Consider the following 17,694-nt stretch of genomic DNA (forward strand, 5'->3'; position numbering starts at 1 on the left):
ACCATCCTGCCGAAAGGGCCGGCCCAGCCGGCCCTTTTGTTTTGCCTCGTTCACGATCAAGCCTGTTCGGCCATGATCGCTGGACAAACGGAAACCGTTTGTCCGAGAACACCGGTTCCATTTTCGGGACCATGGTCCGAGCGCCTTCTTGGGAAAAAACCTTCGCGGTGGTTTTTTCTCTGGCGGAATCAATCCGGCCGCGTTAAGCGATGACTCCCATGGCGCGATATGTATTCATCACAGGCGGCGTGGTTTCCTCACTTGGAAAAGGCATTGCTGCAGCGGCCCTTGGGGCTCTCTTGCAGGCGCGAGGCTATCGCGCACGCATCAAAAAACTCGACCCTTACCTCAATGTTGATCCCGGCACGATGTCGCCGTACCAGCATGGCGAGGTGTTCGTCACCGATGATGGTGCCGAAACCGACCTCGATCTTGGCCACTACGAGCGCTTCACCGGCCGCTCGGCCAATCAGCAGGACAACATCACCACCGGCCGCATCTACAAGAACATCATCGAGCGCGAGCGGCGCGGCGACTATCTCGGCGCCACCGTCCAGGTCATCCCGCACGTCACCGACGAGATCAAGAACTTCGTCCTCAACGGCAATGACGACTATGATTTCGTGCTGTGCGAGATCGGCGGCACGGTCGGCGATATCGAGGCGATGCCGTTCCTCGAGGCGATCCGCCAACTTGGCAACGATCTGCCGCGCAACAATGCCGTCTATGTGCATCTGACCTTGATGCCCTACATCCCGACGGCGGGCGAACTGAAGACCAAACCGACTCAGCATTCGGTCAAGGAACTGCGCGGCATCGGCATTGCTCCCGACATCCTGCTGGTCCGTGCAGACCGCGCCATTCCCAAGGAAGAGCGCAGAAAGCTTTCGCTGTTCTGCAATGTCAGGGAAAGCGCCGTCATCCAGGCGCTCGACGTGCCGCACATCTACGACGTGCCGATGGCCTACCACAAGGAAGGGCTCGATTCGGAAGTGCTGGCCGCCTTCGGCATCGACCCGGCGCCGAAGCCGCGCATGGAGCCCTGGCAGAAGGTCTCCGATCGCATCCACAATCCGGAAGGCGAGGTGACCATCGCCATCGTCGGCAAATATACCGGCCTCAAGGATGCCTATAAATCGCTGATCGAGGCGCTCTCGCATGGCGGGCTGGCCAACCACGTCAAGGTCAAGCTCGACTGGATCGAATCGGAGATCTTCGAAAAGGAGGATCCGACGCCGTGGCTGGAAAAGGTGCATGGCATCCTGGTTCCCGGCGGCTTTGGCGAGCGCGGTTCCGAAGGCAAGATCCTGGCGGCGAAGTTCGCGCGCGAACGCAAGGTGCCGTATTTCGGCATCTGCTTCGGCATGCAGATGGCCTGCATCGAGGCTGCGCGGTCGCTGGCCGGCGTCGAGCACGCGTCTTCGACCGAGTTCGGTCCGACCAACGAGCCCGTCGTCGGCCTGATGACCGAATGGCTGAAAGGCAACATGCTGGAGAAGCGGCGTGAGACCGGCGATCTCGGCGGCACGATGCGGCTCGGCGCCTATCAGGCAGACCTCGCCAAGGGGTCCAAGATCGCCGACATCTATGGCGACACCCAGATTTCCGAGCGCCATCGCCACCGCTACGAGGTCAATATCGACTACAAGGAGCGGCTCGAGGACTGCGGCTTGGTGTTCGCCGGCATGTCACCAGACGGCGTGCTGCCGGAAACGGTCGAATATCCCGACCACCCCTGGTTCATCGGCGTGCAGTATCATCCCGAGCTGAAGAGCCGGCCGCTCGAGCCGCATCCGCTGTTCGCCAGCTTCATCGAGGCGGCGGTGGAGCAGTCGCGCCTGGTCTAGGCACCCGCCGGGCGGAGCCTCACCTCCATGCAGACCTATGTCGCGCTCCTCTACAGCATCATCCTGGGTGAGGGGCGCCGGGTCGTCATGTCTGACCTCAAGGCGATGGCCGAAGGCCTTGGTCTGAAGAATGTTCGCACGCTGGTTGCGACCGGCAATCTGGTCTTCGAAGCGCGGGCGATCGATAGCGGCACGCTGGAACAGCGGCTGGAAACGGCCTTCGAAAAAACCTTCGGCCGCCATGTCGACATCATCGTGCGCACTGCCGAGGAATGGCTGAAACTTGCCGCCGGCAACCCGTTTCCGGCCGATTCGGCTGAAGCAGGTGACCAGGTGGCTGTGCGGGTGATGCGCAAACCTGCGCCCATGGAGAGCGTCGCGGCGCTGCAAACCTATGCCGCCGAGGACGAGAAGGTATTGCCTTGCGCCGGCGACATCTGGGTTGTCTTTTCACGAGAGAGACCAACGTCACGGCTGCTCGCGGCAATGAACCACAAACGCCTGGGCATCGGCACCTCGCGCAACTGGAACACGGTTCGCAAGCTGGCCGAAATGGTAGGGCAGTAGGGCAGTAGGGCAGTAGGGCAGTAGGGCAGTAGGGCAGTAGGGTCCCTGTTTCCCTACTCACTTACTGCCCTACTGCCTTATTCCCTTGTTTAGGCCTTTGCCGTCTTCGCTCCGGCACCCACGGCGGCGGTGCGCAGCACATAGTAGATGAGGCCGGCAATCGCCACGCCGAAGAACCAGCCATAGACGCCCCACCAGGACGGCAGCCAGTTGGTGAAGTTCGGCAGGATCGACGAGAAGATGGCGCCTATGCCGGCGGCGATGAAGGCATTGACGTGCCAGCCGCCCTGGAAGCGGAACTCGCCATCCTCGCGATACAGCGCCTCGACATCGACCTCGCTTTTGCGGATCAGATAGTAGTCGACCATCATGACGCCGAAGATCGGTCCCATCGTCGCGCCGATGATGTTGACGAAATGCGCGGCGCCGCCATCCCACGGCGCGAAGGGGTAGAGCAGAAGCGCGATCACGGCCGCGATATAACCACCCTTCTTGAAGTCGATCTGACGTGGGAAGACGTTGGAGAAATCGAAGGCCGGCGAGACAAAGTTGGCGACGACATTGATACCCAGGGTCGCAACCGCGAAGGTCAGGGCGGCAAGCGCAGCCAGGAACCAGCTGTCGAATTTGGCCGAGATCTGGTCGGGGTGCAGCAGCACCTCATGGTAGACGTCGTAGGCGGCAATGGTGGTGACGCCGGCGACCATCGAAAACAGGATGAGGTTGACCGGCAGGCCCCAGATGTTGCCTTTGCGCAGCGACGCCTGGTCGGGCGCATAGCGGGCGAAATCACAGAAGTTGAGATAGAGCGCCGAGAAATAGGTCACCCAGATCGCGGCCACCGCAAACAGCGCGGTCCACGAGCCCGGCGTGCCCGGCACGCCGGCATCCTTGGTCTTATCCAGGAGCACGTCCATCGGAATGTCGCTGGTGAAGGCGAAGGTCCCGGATTTGACGCAGAGATAGACCGCCAGGAGCAGCATCATCACCCATACAGCCGGCCCCGCCCAGTCCTGGAAGCGGCGCACCGTTTCCATGCCCTTCTGGATGATCAACAATTGCAGCGCCCAGATGACGACGAAGCAGATCACTTCCAGGCCGGAATGGCCGAGGAAATGCGTGTTGGCGTTGAAATCGGCGAACCATTGCGAGCGGATCAGCAATGCCACGATGGCGCCAGAGGCGGCGGCCGTTTGTGCCCCATACCAGAAGCAGGCGACGATGGCGCGCACCAAGGCCGGTATGTTGGCGCCCCAGATGCCGAAGGAGGCGCGGGCAAGCACAGGGTAGGGTACGCCGGTCTTGACCCCGGCATAGCCGACCATGTTCATCAACGCGTAGATGATCAGCGAGCCGATGCCGATGGCGATGATGAAATTGACGAAGCCGCCGCAAAACAGGAACAGGCTGGCGGCGAGATAGTAGCCCCACAGGCTGTGGACGTCCGATGTCCAGACGTTGAAGATCGAAAACGGTCCCCAGTTTCGAACCTTGGCCGGAGCGAGATCCTCGTTGTACAGGTCAGGCGATGCGCCTTCTATGGTCACTGCAATGTCCTCCCCTTGATTGGCCACGCGCCTCCACGCGATGGCCGTGCAGGTTAAGCCTGCCGCAGGGGAACCGGCAACCGATCCATTTGCCGGCTTTGGCCTTAAAGATATTCAATGCGAACCGCGATTATCGAGGGGTCGCAATGGTGGGCCGCTGTTGAATTCCATGAGGCGAGTGATTCGAATTTTGGCTAAGCGATGGCCATCACCCGCTTGTGGTCCTCGACTTCGGACAACAGCCAGTCCTGAAACAGGCCGGTGCCCGGCTTGTTGCCGATGCTGCGGCGCTGGTGCAGATAGATGCCGGCCGGGTAGGTGTGACGGGCGTCAAACGGCGCGACAAGTTTGCCTTGCTGCAGGAAATCCTGCGCCATCATCGTGTCGGCAAGCGCAATTCCAGCGCCATTGATCGCCTCGCGCATGATCAACGTGGAGTCATCCAGCGTCGTGCTGGATTTTGGCGTCGTGTCCAAAACGCCTTCCTGCTCCAGCCAACGCCTCCATCTCATGGACTCGCATTCATGGATCAGATGATGGTTGACCAGATCAGCGGGTGACCGTAGCGGCACCGGCCCATCGAGCAATGAGGGCGCACAGACCGGCGTCAGAACCAGCGGGATCAGCAGCGTCAGAGCCGGGCCGGCCTTGTAGACGAACTCGTCGACAATGGCCAAATCGAAGTTGGCGCGCTTGCCCGACGTCGAGATCTCCAACTCCACGGCTGGATGCAGCTTGCGAAAGTTCGGCAACCGGTCCGCCAGCCAAAGGTTCAGGACTGCCGGCACGCAAAGGACCCGGACACGTTGTGTCCTGCTGTGGCTCGGACCATCGGCGAGGCTGACATCGTCGGTGGCGCGCCAGATCGCCTCGAACGCTTCGGAGAGGCTACGCGCATAGTAAGAGCCCCGGATGGTCGGCGTTATCTGGCGAAAGCCGCGCTCGAACAAATCCTGGCCGAGATTTCTTTCAAGCGCACGGATGTGGCGGCTGATGGCAGAGGGCGTCAGGTGCAATTCCTCGGCTGCATCCTTGACGCTGCCGAGACGTGCGGCGGCCTCGAATGCGCGCATGCCGTTGAGTGAGGGTAGGGCCATTGGCCGATCATGAATTGTCGATTGAGTTTTTGTCAATCGACTTGGGCAAAATTGGCGTTTGATCGCCTGGGCCGTTCGGCGCTACCCAAAGGTAAGAGCGACTAACTCGCCATCTGAAAACGATTATTTGGGGCCTCCGGCACTATTCCACCAGCGGCAGAGACCGGCCAGACCGGTTTCCGCCATTGGCGGGCGAAGCTTTGCGCGTGATGCACGCTGCGCCAAGGCTGGAGGTCACCCGCAAATGGGAGAATGCCAGTCTATGCCTCAATCGCCAGCGCCGGTCTTTGAAACGGCGGACGAGATTTCCGCGGAAACCTCTGTCGTCGTGATCTTGCAAACTGCCCAGGCAGGCTTTGGCCCCAGGGCAGCGGTACTGGACGCTGAAATGGGCGGGATACTGTCGCGTGCCTGCTCCGACCCGACCGCCTTGGCCGAATCCGGCACCTGCATCGATCTCATCGCCCCCCAGGGCGTATCGGCCCGGCGCGTGATCGTCCTGGCCCTGGGCAAAGCCGAAGCCGTCAGCGCGCTGTCACTGGCACGCCCCGGTGGTTTGCTTGCCGCGCATCTAGAAAGCAAATGCGAATGCGCGGCGACGCTTGTCCTCGACCCTATGACCGGCGTTGACCTGCCGGGAGCGGAAATCCTGGCGCGCGTCGCCCTTGGCATGCGGCTGCGGCGCTATCGTTTCGACATGCGCAACCGGCGCCAGGGCGCGGGCTCGGATCGGACCTTGCGGGTGCAACTGGTCGGAGCAACCGGTGCGGAACTGACCTCGGCGCTGGCGCGGATCAATGCCATCGCCGATGGCGTCGAATATGCGCGCACGCTGGTCAATTTGCCGCCGAACCATCTCCATCCCGACAATTTCCACGATCATCTGGAGCCGCTGCGCGAAGCCGGCATCGACATCGAAATGCTCGATGCCGCGCAACTGAAAGAGCTCGGCATGAACGCGCTGCTGGCCGTCGGCGCAGGCTCGGTGCGACCGCCACGCGTCGCAGTCCTGCGCTATCGCGGCAAAGGTTCTCCCTCCCAACCGCTGGCCTTCGTCGGCAAGGGCGTCTGTTTCGATTCGGGCGGCCTCTGCATCAAGCGCGGCGAGCAGATGTTCGACATGAAGGCCGATATGGGCGGCGCGGCGGCTGTCGTCGGCCTGCTGATCGCACTCGCGCGGCAAAGCAGCCCGGTGCACGCCATTGGTGTTCTCGGTATTGCCGAGAACATGCCGTCCGGCACCGCGCTCAAGCCGCGCGACATCATCACGACCGCCTCGGGTCAGACCGTGGAAGTGTTCGACACGGATGCCGAAGGACGCCTGCTTCTGGCCGACTGCCTGCATTATGCCGCCACGCGCTTCAACCCGTCGGTGATCGTCGACCTGGCGACGCTGACCTATTCGGTGACGCGTGGCCTCGGATCGATATTCGCCGGCCTGTTCAGCACCGACGATGCCATCGCGTCGCAGATGATCGCGGCCGGCGAAACGGTCGGCGAGCGGTTCTGGCGATTGCCGCTCGACCGGGCCTAGGATGAGGGGCTGCAATCGCCATTCGCCGATCTGCGGCACCATGCCAAGGACATGGAGGATGGCGACGCCCCGTATGCGGCGGCCTTCCTGCGCCATTTCACCGAAGACCGTCCCTGGGTGCATCTCGACATCGCCAGCAAGGAGCTGGCCGACGCCGATCGGCCGCTCGGCAGGCAAGGCGCCACGGCCTTCGGCGTGCAGATGCTGGAAGAGTGGGTGCAGGCCAGCCGCAGGGTCAACTAGTCAGCTGCTGCTACGGACAACACGAGATGCGTTCAAACGGGATGGGAAACTGGAATGTCGTCTGAGATCATTGGCAGGGAAGGGCGGGCCACCTTCGGCGGCTACCAGACCTGGTATCGGGTCAGTGGCGAACTCGGTGGCGAAAAGGCTCCTGTGGTGATCCTGCATGGCGGGCCGGGCGCCGCCCACAATTACGTCGATGCCTACAAACTGCTTGCCCGACGAGGCCGCACCGTCATCCACTACGATCAACTGGGATGCGGCAATTCCACTTTGTTGCCGCAGATGCGTGCCGATTTCTGGACGCCCAAACTCTTCATCGACGAGCTTGAAAACCTCGTCGATCATCTCGGCATCCGCGCGGGTTTCCACGTGCTGGGCCAAAGCTGGGGCGGCATGCTGGGCGCCGAATATGGAGTCACGCGGCCGAAAGGTCTGAAATCGCTGACCATCGCCAACTCGCCCGCTTCCATGAAGCTGTGGGTCGAAGAAGCCAACCGGTTGCGTGCCGATCTGCCTGGGGATGTGCAGGAAACACTGACCCGGCACGAACAGGCCGGCACGACGGACGATCCGGCCTACCAGGATGCCACGATGCGGTTCTACGAACGGCATGTCTGCCGCGTGCCCTTCCCGCCCGAAGTGACGGAAACCTTCGCCCAGATCGCGCGCAATCCGACCGTCTATCATCTGATGAATGGGCCGAACGAGTTCCATGTCATTGGAACCCTGAAGAATTGGAGCATCATCGATCGCCTGCCGGCGGTCGATGTTCCGACGCTTATCATCTCCGGGCGCTACGACGAGGCCACGCCAGCGACCGTGCAGCCGTTCAAGGACGGCATCAAAGGATCGCACTGGGAGATATTCGAGCATTCCAGCCACATGCCGCATGTCGAGGAGCAAGAGGCGTGCATGCGGGTGGTGGGAGACTTCCTGGACGACAACGACAACTGAGAAAAGGGGAACTAAGACATGAAGAAACTGCTTTTTGCGGCGTCAGTCGCGGCATTGCTGGCCGGCTCATGGCTGGCTCCGGCACAGGCCGAATATCTCAAGGAGCACCGAGGCGGCACCATCCGCCTTCTGGCTCGCTCGGCGGCGGGAACGCTCGATCCGCACATCAACTACACCGACCAGGGCTGGCAGATGTACCAGCCGATCTATGACGGCCTGGTGGCTTTCCGCAAGGCCGAGGGCATGGACGGCTTCACCATCGTCCCCGATCTGGCCGAGGCGCTGCCTACGGTCACCAACGACGGCAAGACCTTCACCTTCAAGCTGCGCAAGGGCATCAAGTTCTCCAACGGCCAGGATATGGGCGTGAAGGACGTCGTCGCCTCCTTCCAGCGCATCTTCAAGGTTTCCGGGCCGACCTCCGGCACCTTCTATGCCGGCATTGTCGGCGCCGACAAATGCCTGGCCGACGCCAAGAGCTGCACGCTCGAAGGCGGCGTCGTCGGCGACGAAGCGGCCGGCACCATCACCCTCAATCTCACCAAGCCGGACGCCGAAATCCTCTACAAGCTTGCCTTGCCGCATGCCGTGGTCCTGCCGGCGGACACACCCGCCGAAGACATGGGCTCCAAGCCCATTCCCAGCACCGGCGCCTACATGATCTCCGCCTTCGACCCCAACAAGGGCATGACGGTTTCCCGCAACCCGAACTTCAAGCAGTGGAGCGAGGAGGCGCAGCCGGACGGTTACCCGGATGTCGTACAATATGATTTCGGCCTGTCCGAGGAAGCAGCCGTCACGGCGATCCAGAACGGCGAGGCCGACTGGATGTTCGACGCGCTGCCGAGCGATCGCCTGGGCGAACTTGGCAGCAAGTCCATGGACCAGCTGCACATCTCGCCGCTTTCGGCCTGGTGGTATGCGCCGCTGAACAACCGCCTGGCACCTTTCGACAATGAAAAGGCGCGCCAGGCCGTCGCCTATGCGATCGACCGCAACACGCTGGTCAAGCTCTTCGGCGGCAAGGTGCTGGCTTCGCCGGTCTGCCAGGTCCTGCCGCCGGATTTCCCCGGCCATGAGGACTACTGTCCCTTCACCAAGAACCCCGGCACCAAATGGTCGGCGCCCGATCTCGACAAGGCAAAGCAGCTCGTCGAGGAATCCGGCACCAAGGGCCAGAAGGTGACCATCATCGCCGAGGACACTGCCATCTCTCGCTCCATCGGCGTCTACCTGCAGAGCGTGCTGACCAGCATCGGTTATGTCGCCGACGTCAAGCCGATCTCGTCCAACATCCAGTTCACCTACATCCAGAACACCAACAACAAAGTGCAGATGTCGATCACCCAGTGGTACAAGGATTATCCCGCGGCTTCGGACTTCCTGAACATCCTGTTCAGCTGCGCCTCTTTCCGTGAGGGTTCGGATGCCTCGATCAACATCGCCGGCTTCTGCGACAAGGACATCGACGCCAAGATGCAGAAGGCGCTGGATCTCGGCGTGACCGACCAGAAAGCCGCAGACAAAATGTGGGCCGAAATCGACAGGCAGATCACGGACAAGGCGCCAGCCGTCGGTCTCTTCACGCCGAAGCGGCTTGACTTCGTCAGCAAACGGGTTGGCAATTTCAAGTTCAACCGGCAGTTCAACTGGATGATCACCCAGTCCTGGGTGCAGTAACGAGCTGCGGAGGGACACGTCCGTGTCGAACCAAGCCGTCGCCATGCCGCGCAAGACGCGAGGGCCCTGGGCCGTCGCGTTTGCCAAGCTGGCAAGGGACAGGGCTGCCATGGCATCCCTGGCCGTGTTCCTCCTCATCGTGCTGGCCTGCCTCAGCGCGCCTCTCTACGCGCAATGGGCAGGCACGGACCCGTTCGCCTCGACGCTCGACGCCGTCATCCAGATCGACGGTGCCGACGTTCCGGTGATGGAACAGTCGACGGAGGGGCTCGGGCTCGGCTACACGCCGCTCGGCCCGACCTGGCGGCTCGGCAATTATTTCCTTGGCGCCGACAGTCAGGGGCGCGATGTCATGGCCAGGATGCTCTATGGCGGGTTGAGCTCGCTGTTGATCTCCGGGGCAGCCACCATCTTCACCCTGATCATCGGCACGGCGGCGGGGTTGATCGCCGGCTATTTCGGCGGCATCACCGATACGGTGCTGTCGCGCCTGCTGGATGTGCTGTGGGCGTTCCCGATCTATCTGCTGGCGATTTCGCTTTCCATCGTCACCATCGCGCAAGGCATCTCGATCGGGCCGATCGAGATCGAGTCGGGCAGCCTGTGGCTGCCGGTCATCATCATCGGCATCGTCTACGTGCCCTATGTGGCGCGCCCGATACGCGGACAGGTGCTGTCGCTGCGCCACAGTGAATTCGTGTTCGCAGCAATCAATCTCGGCGTGCCGGGATGGCGCATCCTGTGGCGCGATATCCTGCCCAACATCACCACCACGCTCATCGTCTTCGTGCCGCTGATGATGGCGCTGAACATGCTGACGGAATCCGCGCTTTCCTTCTTGTCGATCGGCGTGCAGCCGCCGGCTGCGAGCTGGGGCACCATCATCCAGGACGGACAGGCGCTGCTTTACACCAGGCCGCTGGTGGCGCTGGTGCCGGGCCTGGCCATCGCGGTCTCCGTCATGGCGCTCAATGTCTTCGGCGACGGCCTGCGCGACGCGCTCGACCCGCGCTCCAAGGTTCGGCTGGGGCGCGACTGATGTTTTACGCCATCCTGCGCCGTTTCGGTCAGATGCTGTTCGTCATGTTCGGCATCTCGGTCATCGTCTTCCTGATCTTCTTCGCGACGCCGGGCGCCGATCCGGCGGCGCGCATCGCTGGCCGCAATGCATCGCCCGAAGTGCTGGAAGCGGTGCGCCACAGTTTCGGCTTCGACCGGCCGCTCTACGTGCAATATGTGAAGATGATGGAGAAGATCTTCGTCACCGGCGACCTGACCTCCTTCGTCAATCGCGGCTGGAAGGTGGTGCCGGCGGTGATGGATTCAATCCCGGTCACGCTGTCGCTGGTGTTCGGAGCGGCGATCCTGTGGGTGGTTGTCTCCATCATCATCGGCATCGTCGCCGCCGCCACCCGCGACAGCTGGCTGGACAAGCTTTTGATGGCTCTCGGGCTGCTCGGCATCTCCATGCCAGTCTACTGGCTGGGCGAGGTGATGAACCTGATCACCCAGAGCCGCTACCACGACAGCTGGGCGTTCTCCTGGGTGCCGCCGCTCGGCTACAAGAATTTCTCCGACGATCCCAAAGGCTGGTTCCTGACGCTGGTCATACCGTGGATTACGCTCGCCATTCTCTATATCGGCATCTACGGGCGCGTGTTGCGCGCGGCCATTATCGAATCCCTGCAGGAAGACTTTATCCGTACGGCCAGGGCCAAGGGCCTGTCGGAGACGCGCATCCTGCTGCGCCATGCCCTGCGCACATCGCTCATTGCGTTCGTCACTCTGTTCGGCCTGGATTTCGGCGCGCTGGTGGGCGGCTCAGCGCTTTTGACCGAAGTGGTGTTCGGGCTGCACGGCATCGGCAAGCTGACCTATGACGCGCTGCAGAACCTCGATCTGCCGATGATCATGGCAACGGTGATGTACGCGTCGATGTTCGTGGTCATCGCCAATGCGGTCGTCGATTTCGTCTACATCCTGCTCGATCCGCGCCTGAGGACATCATGATACTGTCGGTGCGCGACCTCAAAGTATCCTTCCGCACCAATGACGGCCTAGTGCGGGCGATCGACGGCGTGTCCTTCGACCTCGAGGAAAGCGAGATCCTCGGTGTCGTCGGCGAATCCGGTTCCGGCAAGACGGTGTCGCTGCTGGCGGTGATGGGCCTCATCACCGATCCCAACGCCAGCATCGAAGGTTCGATCCGCTACAAGGGCCGCGAGCTGGTGGGACTGCCTGCGCGTGAGCTCAGACGCCTGCGCGGCAATGAGATTGCAATGATCTTCCAGGATCCGATGACGGCGCTGACGCCGGTCTACACGATCGGCTGGCAGATCGCCGAGCAGATCCGGGCGCACCAGAATATCAGCAAGGCCAAGGCGATGGAACGCGTCGAGGAACTGCTGGCCGAGGTGAATTTTCCCAACCCGCACGAGGCGATGTCACGCTATCCGCACCAGCTTTCCGGCGGCATGCGCCAGCGCGCGGTGATCGCAATGGCCCTGTCCTGCAATCCGGCGCTGCTGGTGGCGGACGAACCGACCACGGCGCTCGACGTCACCGTGCAAGCCGGCATTCTCGACCTCGTGCGCAAGCTGCGCGCGACGCACAAATCGGCTGTCGTGTTCATCACCCATGACATGGGCGTTGTCTCCGAACTCGCCGACCGGGTGATGGTCATGTATGCGGGTCGTGTGGTCGAGCGTGGCAGCCGCATGGAGCTGTTCTCCGCTCCTCAACATCCCTATACGCGTGCTCTGCTCGGTTCGATCCCGCCGCTGACCGGCGAAAAACCGCGCCGCCTGCCGGCCATCCCGGGCTCACCGCCGTCGCTGCTGCGCTTGCCGCAAGGCTGCGCTTTCGGTCCGCGTTGCCCGGTGCATTACGAGCCCTGTGTGACCGGCAAGCCCGGCCTTGGCGGCGGAACCCACGCCGCGGCATGCTTCCGGGTGGCGCAGGCATGAGCGAAACGATGACCGACAGCCCAATTCTCGAGACGCGTTCGCTGGGAAAGCGTTTTTCAATCGGCACCCGTTTTTCCGCCGAAGGCAAGCGAACCGTCCATGCGGTCGACAATGTCTCGCTCACCGTGCGGCGCGGCGAGACGGTCGGGCTGGTCGGCGAATCCGGATGCGGCAAGTCCACGCTGGCGCGCTGCCTGGTCAGGCTCTACGAGATCACAGATGGTGAGCTGCTGTTCGAAGGCGAGGACATCACTTCGAAGTCGCTGTCGGAACTCAGGCCGCTGCGGCGGCGCCTGCAAATGGTCTTCCAGGACCCGTCGGCCTCGCTCAATCCGCGCCGGCGCGTCGGCGATTTGGTGGCCGAGCCGCTTCGCATCCATGGCAAGCTCTCGTCGCGCGAGATCACCACGCGGGTCGCGGAACTGTTCGATCTCGTCGGACTGCTGCCCGACCATGTCATGCGCTATCCGCATGAATTCTCCGGTGGCCAGCGCCAGCGCGTCGGCATTGCGCGGGCGATCGCGCTCAATCCCGATCTCGTCGTGCTGGACGAACCGGTCTCGGCGCTCGACGTGTCGGTGCAGGCGCAGATCGTCAACCTGCTGGCCGATCTGCAGGAGAAGCTGAACCTCACCTACATCTTCATCGCCCATGACCTGTCGGTGGTGCGTCAGGTGTCGACCCGCATCGCTGTCATGTATCTCGGCTCGATCGTCGAGGAAGGGCCGGCTGAAGAGGTGTTTGCAGCCCCGGCCCACCCCTATAGCCAGGCGCTGATCTCGGCGGTTCCCGTCGTCGAGACGACGCCGAGCGGGACGCGCAAGCGCATCATCTTGACCGGCGACGTGCCGAGCCCGCTCAAGCCACCATCCGGCTGCCGTTTCCATCCGAGATGCCCGATCGCGGTCGAGCGCTGCCGCACCGAGCGGCCGGAGCTGAGGGAATATCGACCCGGCCGCAAAGTGGCCTGCCATTTCCCGACGGTTTAGCCGGCGGCCAAAAGAATTTTCAAAGATTCTGTTTTCTGGATGGAACCAACCGCAAGAAGGTGCGTTTCATAGGGTTCGATCGGGCGGCATCGCGATCGACCGGGAGGAAACGATGGACTACCTGCATTTCTTTGCGCCCGTGCGGATCTCGCGCGGGCAGGGACATCCTATAGAAGAAGTGGATAGTGTCGCCGAGGCGATGGTTTTCTTGCGTAAATGGCCGACGGGACGACGTGGGCCAGTGTATCAGTGCGCGCTGAATTGCTGCTCGGCGGCTTTGTCGGGACAGATGTCGGCGGAGGAGGCCAGGAAGGCATTCACCGGCTTTGCCCGGATCACGCGGCTTCTGGACGACGACATGGCGCTGCCCGTCCCCGGCGAAACCATGGCGAGCGTTTACGCGTTGCGGCGGTAGCCCGCGCCGGATAGCTGAATGCAAGGACTGCGGCCATGACGGCCGCAGTAGGATTTCCGTGCGTTTACTGTGCACGGACGGCCGGACTTCCCGGACGGCGTAACCAGTTGGCCCAGCCAAAGCCTCAATCCCAAGCGACGGAATAGCGATCGATCACCCAAAGCCATGAGCCGTCGGCCTGCCGCCGGGCAACCTCGCTGGTGATGTCGCCGTCGGGGAGCCGGGTCGAGGTTAGCGCGAGGTCGCCGCAAATCAGAGCAGGGCGCTGTTCTCCGACGGCAAACTTCCGTCCAGACGCGACAATCTCGGCATAGTAGTCACGAATAGCAGCGTGGCCGCGCAGAAAACGTCCGTCGCCGCAGTCGATCGCCGCATCCACCTCGAACAGCACGACCATGCCATCGACATCGCCCGCATGCTGTCTCGCTACCAGCATGGGCTCCAACTGCTGCGGGTCGTAGGCGGGCTTTCCCGCACTGGGATCGTTCATGGTGGCAGCTCCCTTGTTGGGACGCAGCCTACCGCAACTGGCTCCGGCATGTCCGGAGCAGGTCGAGGCATCGTTTGGTTCAGTGAGCAGCCGGAGAAAAAGTGCACTGTCACCGTAACTCCGGACAAAAAGTGCACTGTCACCGTAATCCTGTCACCGTAATTCCCGGTTGCAGATCATCCAGGTCGACCAGGATCTGCGCAGCGAGGTTGCGACGGAACTGCGCGACGTTCAGGGAAAAATATCCGAATTCGTCGAACGCAAGGTTTCGGCCGAGGACCAGCTCAAACGCATCGACATCCGCAGCCCGCAGGATGGCGTGGTCCACCAGCTCGCCGTTCATACGATCGGCGGCGTCATTTCGCCGGGCGAGGTGATCATGCTCGTGGTGCCGGTGGCGGACGATCTGACCGTCGAGGCCCGCATTGCCCCACAGGACATCGATCAGCTCTCGCTGGGGCAGGACGTGGCGCTAAAACTCTCGGCGTTCAATCAGCGCGTGACGCCGGAACTGAACGGCATGGTCAACGAGATCTCCGCCGATCTCAGCGTCGACTCGCGCAGCGGCGCGGGCTTCTACACGGTTCGCGTCAGCCTGCCGCGCACGGAGCTGAAGAAACTGAAAGGCCTGACCCTGGCGCCGGGCATGCCCGTCGAAGCGTTCTTCTCCACCGGCAGCCGAACCATGCTGTCCTACCTCGTGAAGCCTCTGGCCGATCAGATAGCGCGTGCATTCCGGGAAGAGTGACATGAACGTTTTGGGATCAGTCAAGCCTTCGTCGAGTTGTGTCCTCGCCTTTGATTGGAAAATACTTATACGATTTCCGCGCGGAATATCTTTAAACCTGTTGGCGCGATCCCTACGTCATTTGCCGTTATGTCTATCAAGGCAACACCGATGTGACATCGCCCAGGCCACGCCTCCCCTCACTGGGGACTCGGGACGCGCGGTCATTTTCCTAGACAATGAGCAGCCCAAACGGTCGACACGCTCTTAGTGCGTCGGGCGTGTCGGTGCGCAATCTCCCCGCTTAATCAAGCAACACCAACCGGGTGGCCGTCGGGTGAACGAACCCGCGCGCCCATAGGAGAGAAGAGATGGAAGCCCTACAATATCTCGGCCCGATGGAATGGACGGCGATCGAGGTCGCCGTGCTGGTCATCGTGGTGGCAATCCTGTTCTGGTGGAGCGGCGTGGTCCGCTACATCCCAAACGACAGGCTCGGCATCTTGGAAAAACTATGGAGTTTTCGCGGCTCCGTCAGTAATGGCTTCATTGCGCTCAACCGTGAGGCCGGCTACCAGCCGGAAGTCGTGCGCGGTGGCCTGCATTTCTTCATGCCATTCCAATATTCGATGCATCGCGCCAATCTTGTCACCATCCCGCAGGGTCAGATCGGCTATGTCTTTGCCCGTGACGGCAAGCCGCTGCCTTCGACGCAGACACTTGCTTCCAACACCGACGCCGATGATTTCCAGGATGTGCGCGGCTTTCTCGAAAAAGGCGGACAGAAAGGACCGCAACGCAAGATCTTGCGTGAAGGCATCTATGCTATCAATCTCGCACAATTCATCGTGCTGACCGCCCAGTCGATTTATGCCGTTAATCTGAGCTCGTCGGAACAAAACCTTTTTACCAATATGTCCAGCATGATCTCGGAGCGGGGCGGCTTTGAGCCAATCGTCATCCATAATGCCGAGGATATGATCGGTATCGTCACCATCCATGACGGTCCGGCCCTGCCGGACGGCGAGATCATCGCACCGACCGTCGCCAACGATCCGAACGACCTGAACTTCCACAACAATTTTCAGGACCCGGAGAAGTTTCTCAATGCCGGTGGTTACCGTGGCCGGCAGCTGCAGGTGCTGGCCGACGGTAGCTACTTCCTCAATCGCATTTTCGCGACCGTCGAACTGGTCAAGAAGACGATCATCGACGTTGGCACCGTGGGTGTCGTCGTCTCCTACAATGGCCGCCACGGCGCGGATATATCCGGGCAGGCATACCGTCACGGCGAGCTGGTCGAAATCGGCGCACGCGGTGTCTGGTCAACGCCGCTGCTGCCAGGCAAGTACGCGTTCAATACCTATGCCGGCAACATCATCATCGTGCCGACCACCAACTTTGTGCTCAAATGGACGAAAGAGCAGTTTGGCGAACACAGGCTGGACGAGAACCTGTCTGAAGTGTCGCTGATCACCAAGGATGCGTTCGAGCCTGTGCTGCCGCTCTCCGTCGTCGTGCATATCGACTATATGAAGGCGCCGCTCGTGGTGCAGCGTTTCGGCGACATCAAGCGGCTGGTCGAACAAACGCTCGACCCGATGGTTTCCGCTTACTTCAAGAATATCGCCCAGACAAAGACGCTGATCCAGCTTTTGCAGGAGCGCAGCGACATCCAGCGCAAATCGGGCGAGGAGATGCGCGAAAAATTCAATACCTACAGCCTCGAGCTGCAGGAAGTGTTGATTGGTACGCCCCGTGCCGGCAATGGCCAGAACAGCATAGAGCAGATCCTGATCCAGTTGCGCGAGCGCCAGATCGCCGTCGAAAAGGTCGAGACTTATAAGTTGCAGGAGAAGGCAGCCATTCAGGAACGCACGTTGCGCGAGAAGGAGGCGCTCGCCGAACAGCAAGCCAAGATCACGACGTCGGCACTTACCATCGAGATCAGTGAGAACGAGGGCAAGGCGCAACTCGCCCGCACCCGCCAGCAGGCAGAAACCATCCAGGTCACTGCCAAGGCAGAAGCCGAGAAGGTGCGCCTCGGCGGCCAGGGCGAGGCCGACATGATCAAGGCTATCGCGCTTGCCGATGCCGAACGCATCAAGGCGACCGGTTTTGCGGATGCCGAGAGGGTTCGCGCCATCGGTCTGGCGGAGGCCGAAGCCACCGAGAAGAAGGTCGCGGCCTTCGGCGGCCCGGACTATCAGCTCAACTCGCAGGTTCTCATGCGCTTCGCCGAGGCGATCGAGAATGGCAGGCTACCGATCGTGCCGCAGATCCAGATCGGCGCTACCGGCGGCGAGAAGGGGGCCGCCAATGGCCTTGTCGAGATGATGCTTTCGATGCTCGTTGCCGACCGGGTTGGACCGCAAACCCTGCCGGATGAGATCCCGGCACCCGCTGAGGAGGAATGATTGAAAATGGGCCGGTTGTACCGGCCCATTTTACGCTCCGCCGAAACGAGGGCGGCCTTGGAGCGGCGAGGAGACTTGCCTACATCGCACATGTCGTCGATATGAAGGGCGATGAGTTCGCCGAAAGTTTTCAGGTGAGCTATACGGGACTTGGTTGGCTCTCACCGCACTCGTGGTGAAAAGGGTCGTATTCTGGCGTAAATCCGTGTGCGCTCGGC

At 61.7% G+C, this 17,694-nt stretch carries 13 protein-coding genes and 2 pseudogenes; 12 read left to right on the forward strand and 3 right to left on the reverse strand.

The features are described from left to right. The first annotated feature begins 209 nt into the window (after positions 1–209). Positions 210–1,847 carry a CTP synthase gene (pyrG, locus tag CKW40_RS12575; protein ID WP_095200178.1) on the forward strand — a complete coding sequence of 546 codons (1,638 nt, stop codon included), beginning with the start codon at positions 210–212 and terminating at the stop codon, positions 1,845–1,847. Positions 1,848–1,874: 27 nt separating this feature from the next. Then, on the forward strand, positions 1,875–2,414 hold the full coding sequence (locus CKW40_RS12580) for a DUF1697 domain-containing protein (protein WP_095200179.1): 540 nt from the start codon (positions 1,875–1,877) through the stop codon (positions 2,412–2,414). 89 nt (positions 2,415–2,503) lie between these two features. Here the strand turns inward: CKW40_RS12580 and CKW40_RS12585 are convergent, their stop codons facing one another. Continuing rightward, complete coding sequence (locus CKW40_RS12585; RefSeq protein ID WP_095200180.1) at positions 2,504–3,961, reverse strand: NCS1 family nucleobase:cation symporter-1; 1,458 nt, start codon at positions 3,959–3,961, stop codon at positions 2,504–2,506. Between the two features lie 194 nt (positions 3,962–4,155). Continuing rightward, positions 4,156–5,058 carry a LysR substrate-binding domain-containing protein gene (locus CKW40_RS12590; RefSeq protein WP_095200181.1) on the reverse strand — a complete coding sequence of 301 codons (903 nt, stop codon included), beginning with the start codon at positions 5,056–5,058 and terminating at the stop codon, positions 4,156–4,158. 262 nt (positions 5,059–5,320) lie between these two features. Between CKW40_RS12590 and CKW40_RS12595 the strand changes: the two are divergent. From CKW40_RS12595 to CKW40_RS12630, 8 genes and pseudogenes are all read left to right on the forward strand, one after another. Next, positions 5,321–6,835: pseudogene (locus CKW40_RS12595) on the forward strand (leucyl aminopeptidase). Positions 6,836–6,889: 54 nt separating this feature from the next. Beyond that, positions 6,890–7,792 carry a proline iminopeptidase-family hydrolase gene (locus CKW40_RS12600; RefSeq protein WP_095200182.1) on the forward strand — a complete coding sequence of 301 codons (903 nt, stop codon included), beginning with the start codon at positions 6,890–6,892 and terminating at the stop codon, positions 7,790–7,792. A gap of 18 nt (positions 7,793–7,810) precedes the next feature. Continuing rightward, positions 7,811–9,472 carry an ABC transporter substrate-binding protein gene (locus tag CKW40_RS12605; protein ID WP_095200183.1) on the forward strand — a complete coding sequence of 554 codons (1,662 nt, stop codon included), beginning with the start codon at positions 7,811–7,813 and terminating at the stop codon, positions 9,470–9,472. A gap of 22 nt (positions 9,473–9,494) precedes the next feature. Then, on the forward strand, positions 9,495–10,511 hold the full coding sequence (locus tag CKW40_RS12610; RefSeq protein WP_095200184.1) for an ABC transporter permease: 1,017 nt from the start codon (positions 9,495–9,497) through the stop codon (positions 10,509–10,511). Further along, on the forward strand, positions 10,511–11,482 hold the full coding sequence (locus tag CKW40_RS12615; protein WP_010909510.1) for an ABC transporter permease: 972 nt from the start codon (positions 10,511–10,513) through the stop codon (positions 11,480–11,482). Before CKW40_RS12610 ends, CKW40_RS12615 begins: the two co-directional genes overlap by 1 nt. Next, the gene (locus CKW40_RS12620) at positions 11,479–12,438 is read left to right on the forward strand and encodes an ABC transporter ATP-binding protein (RefSeq protein WP_095200185.1); all 960 of its coding nucleotides are present in this window, start codon (positions 11,479–11,481) and stop codon (positions 12,436–12,438) included. Before CKW40_RS12615 ends, CKW40_RS12620 begins: the two co-directional genes overlap by 4 nt. Positions 12,439–12,446: 8 nt before the next feature. Beyond that, complete coding sequence (locus tag CKW40_RS12625; RefSeq protein WP_095200324.1) at positions 12,447–13,427, forward strand: ABC transporter ATP-binding protein; 981 nt, start codon at positions 12,447–12,449, stop codon at positions 13,425–13,427. A 112-nt stretch (positions 13,428–13,539) separates the two neighbouring features. Then, on the forward strand, positions 13,540–13,842 hold the full coding sequence (locus CKW40_RS12630; RefSeq protein ID WP_095200186.1) for a DUF982 domain-containing protein: 303 nt from the start codon (positions 13,540–13,542) through the stop codon (positions 13,840–13,842). 124 nt (positions 13,843–13,966) lie between these two features. On the opposite strand, the gene CKW40_RS12635 is transcribed toward CKW40_RS12630, so the two are convergent. Further along, positions 13,967–14,332 carry a YybH family protein gene (locus tag CKW40_RS12635; RefSeq protein ID WP_095200187.1) on the reverse strand — a complete coding sequence of 122 codons (366 nt, stop codon included), beginning with the start codon at positions 14,330–14,332 and terminating at the stop codon, positions 13,967–13,969. A 163-nt stretch (positions 14,333–14,495) separates the two neighbouring features. Between CKW40_RS12635 and CKW40_RS12640 the strand changes: the two are divergent. Both CKW40_RS12640 and CKW40_RS12645 read left to right on the forward strand, forming a co-directional pair. After that, a pseudogene (locus CKW40_RS12640) lies at positions 14,496–15,080 on the forward strand (HlyD family type I secretion periplasmic adaptor subunit); the annotation flags it as partial. Positions 15,081–15,430: 350 nt separating this feature from the next. Next, positions 15,431–17,476, forward strand: a complete 2,046-nt coding sequence (locus CKW40_RS12645) for an SPFH domain-containing protein (RefSeq protein ID WP_095200188.1) — start codon at positions 15,431–15,433, stop codon at positions 17,474–17,476. Positions 17,477–17,694 lie beyond the last annotated feature (218 nt).

The organism is Mesorhizobium carmichaelinearum (assembly GCF_900199455.1).
In the GTDB taxonomy this organism is placed as follows: domain Bacteria; phylum Pseudomonadota; class Alphaproteobacteria; order Rhizobiales; family Rhizobiaceae; genus Mesorhizobium; species Mesorhizobium carmichaelinearum.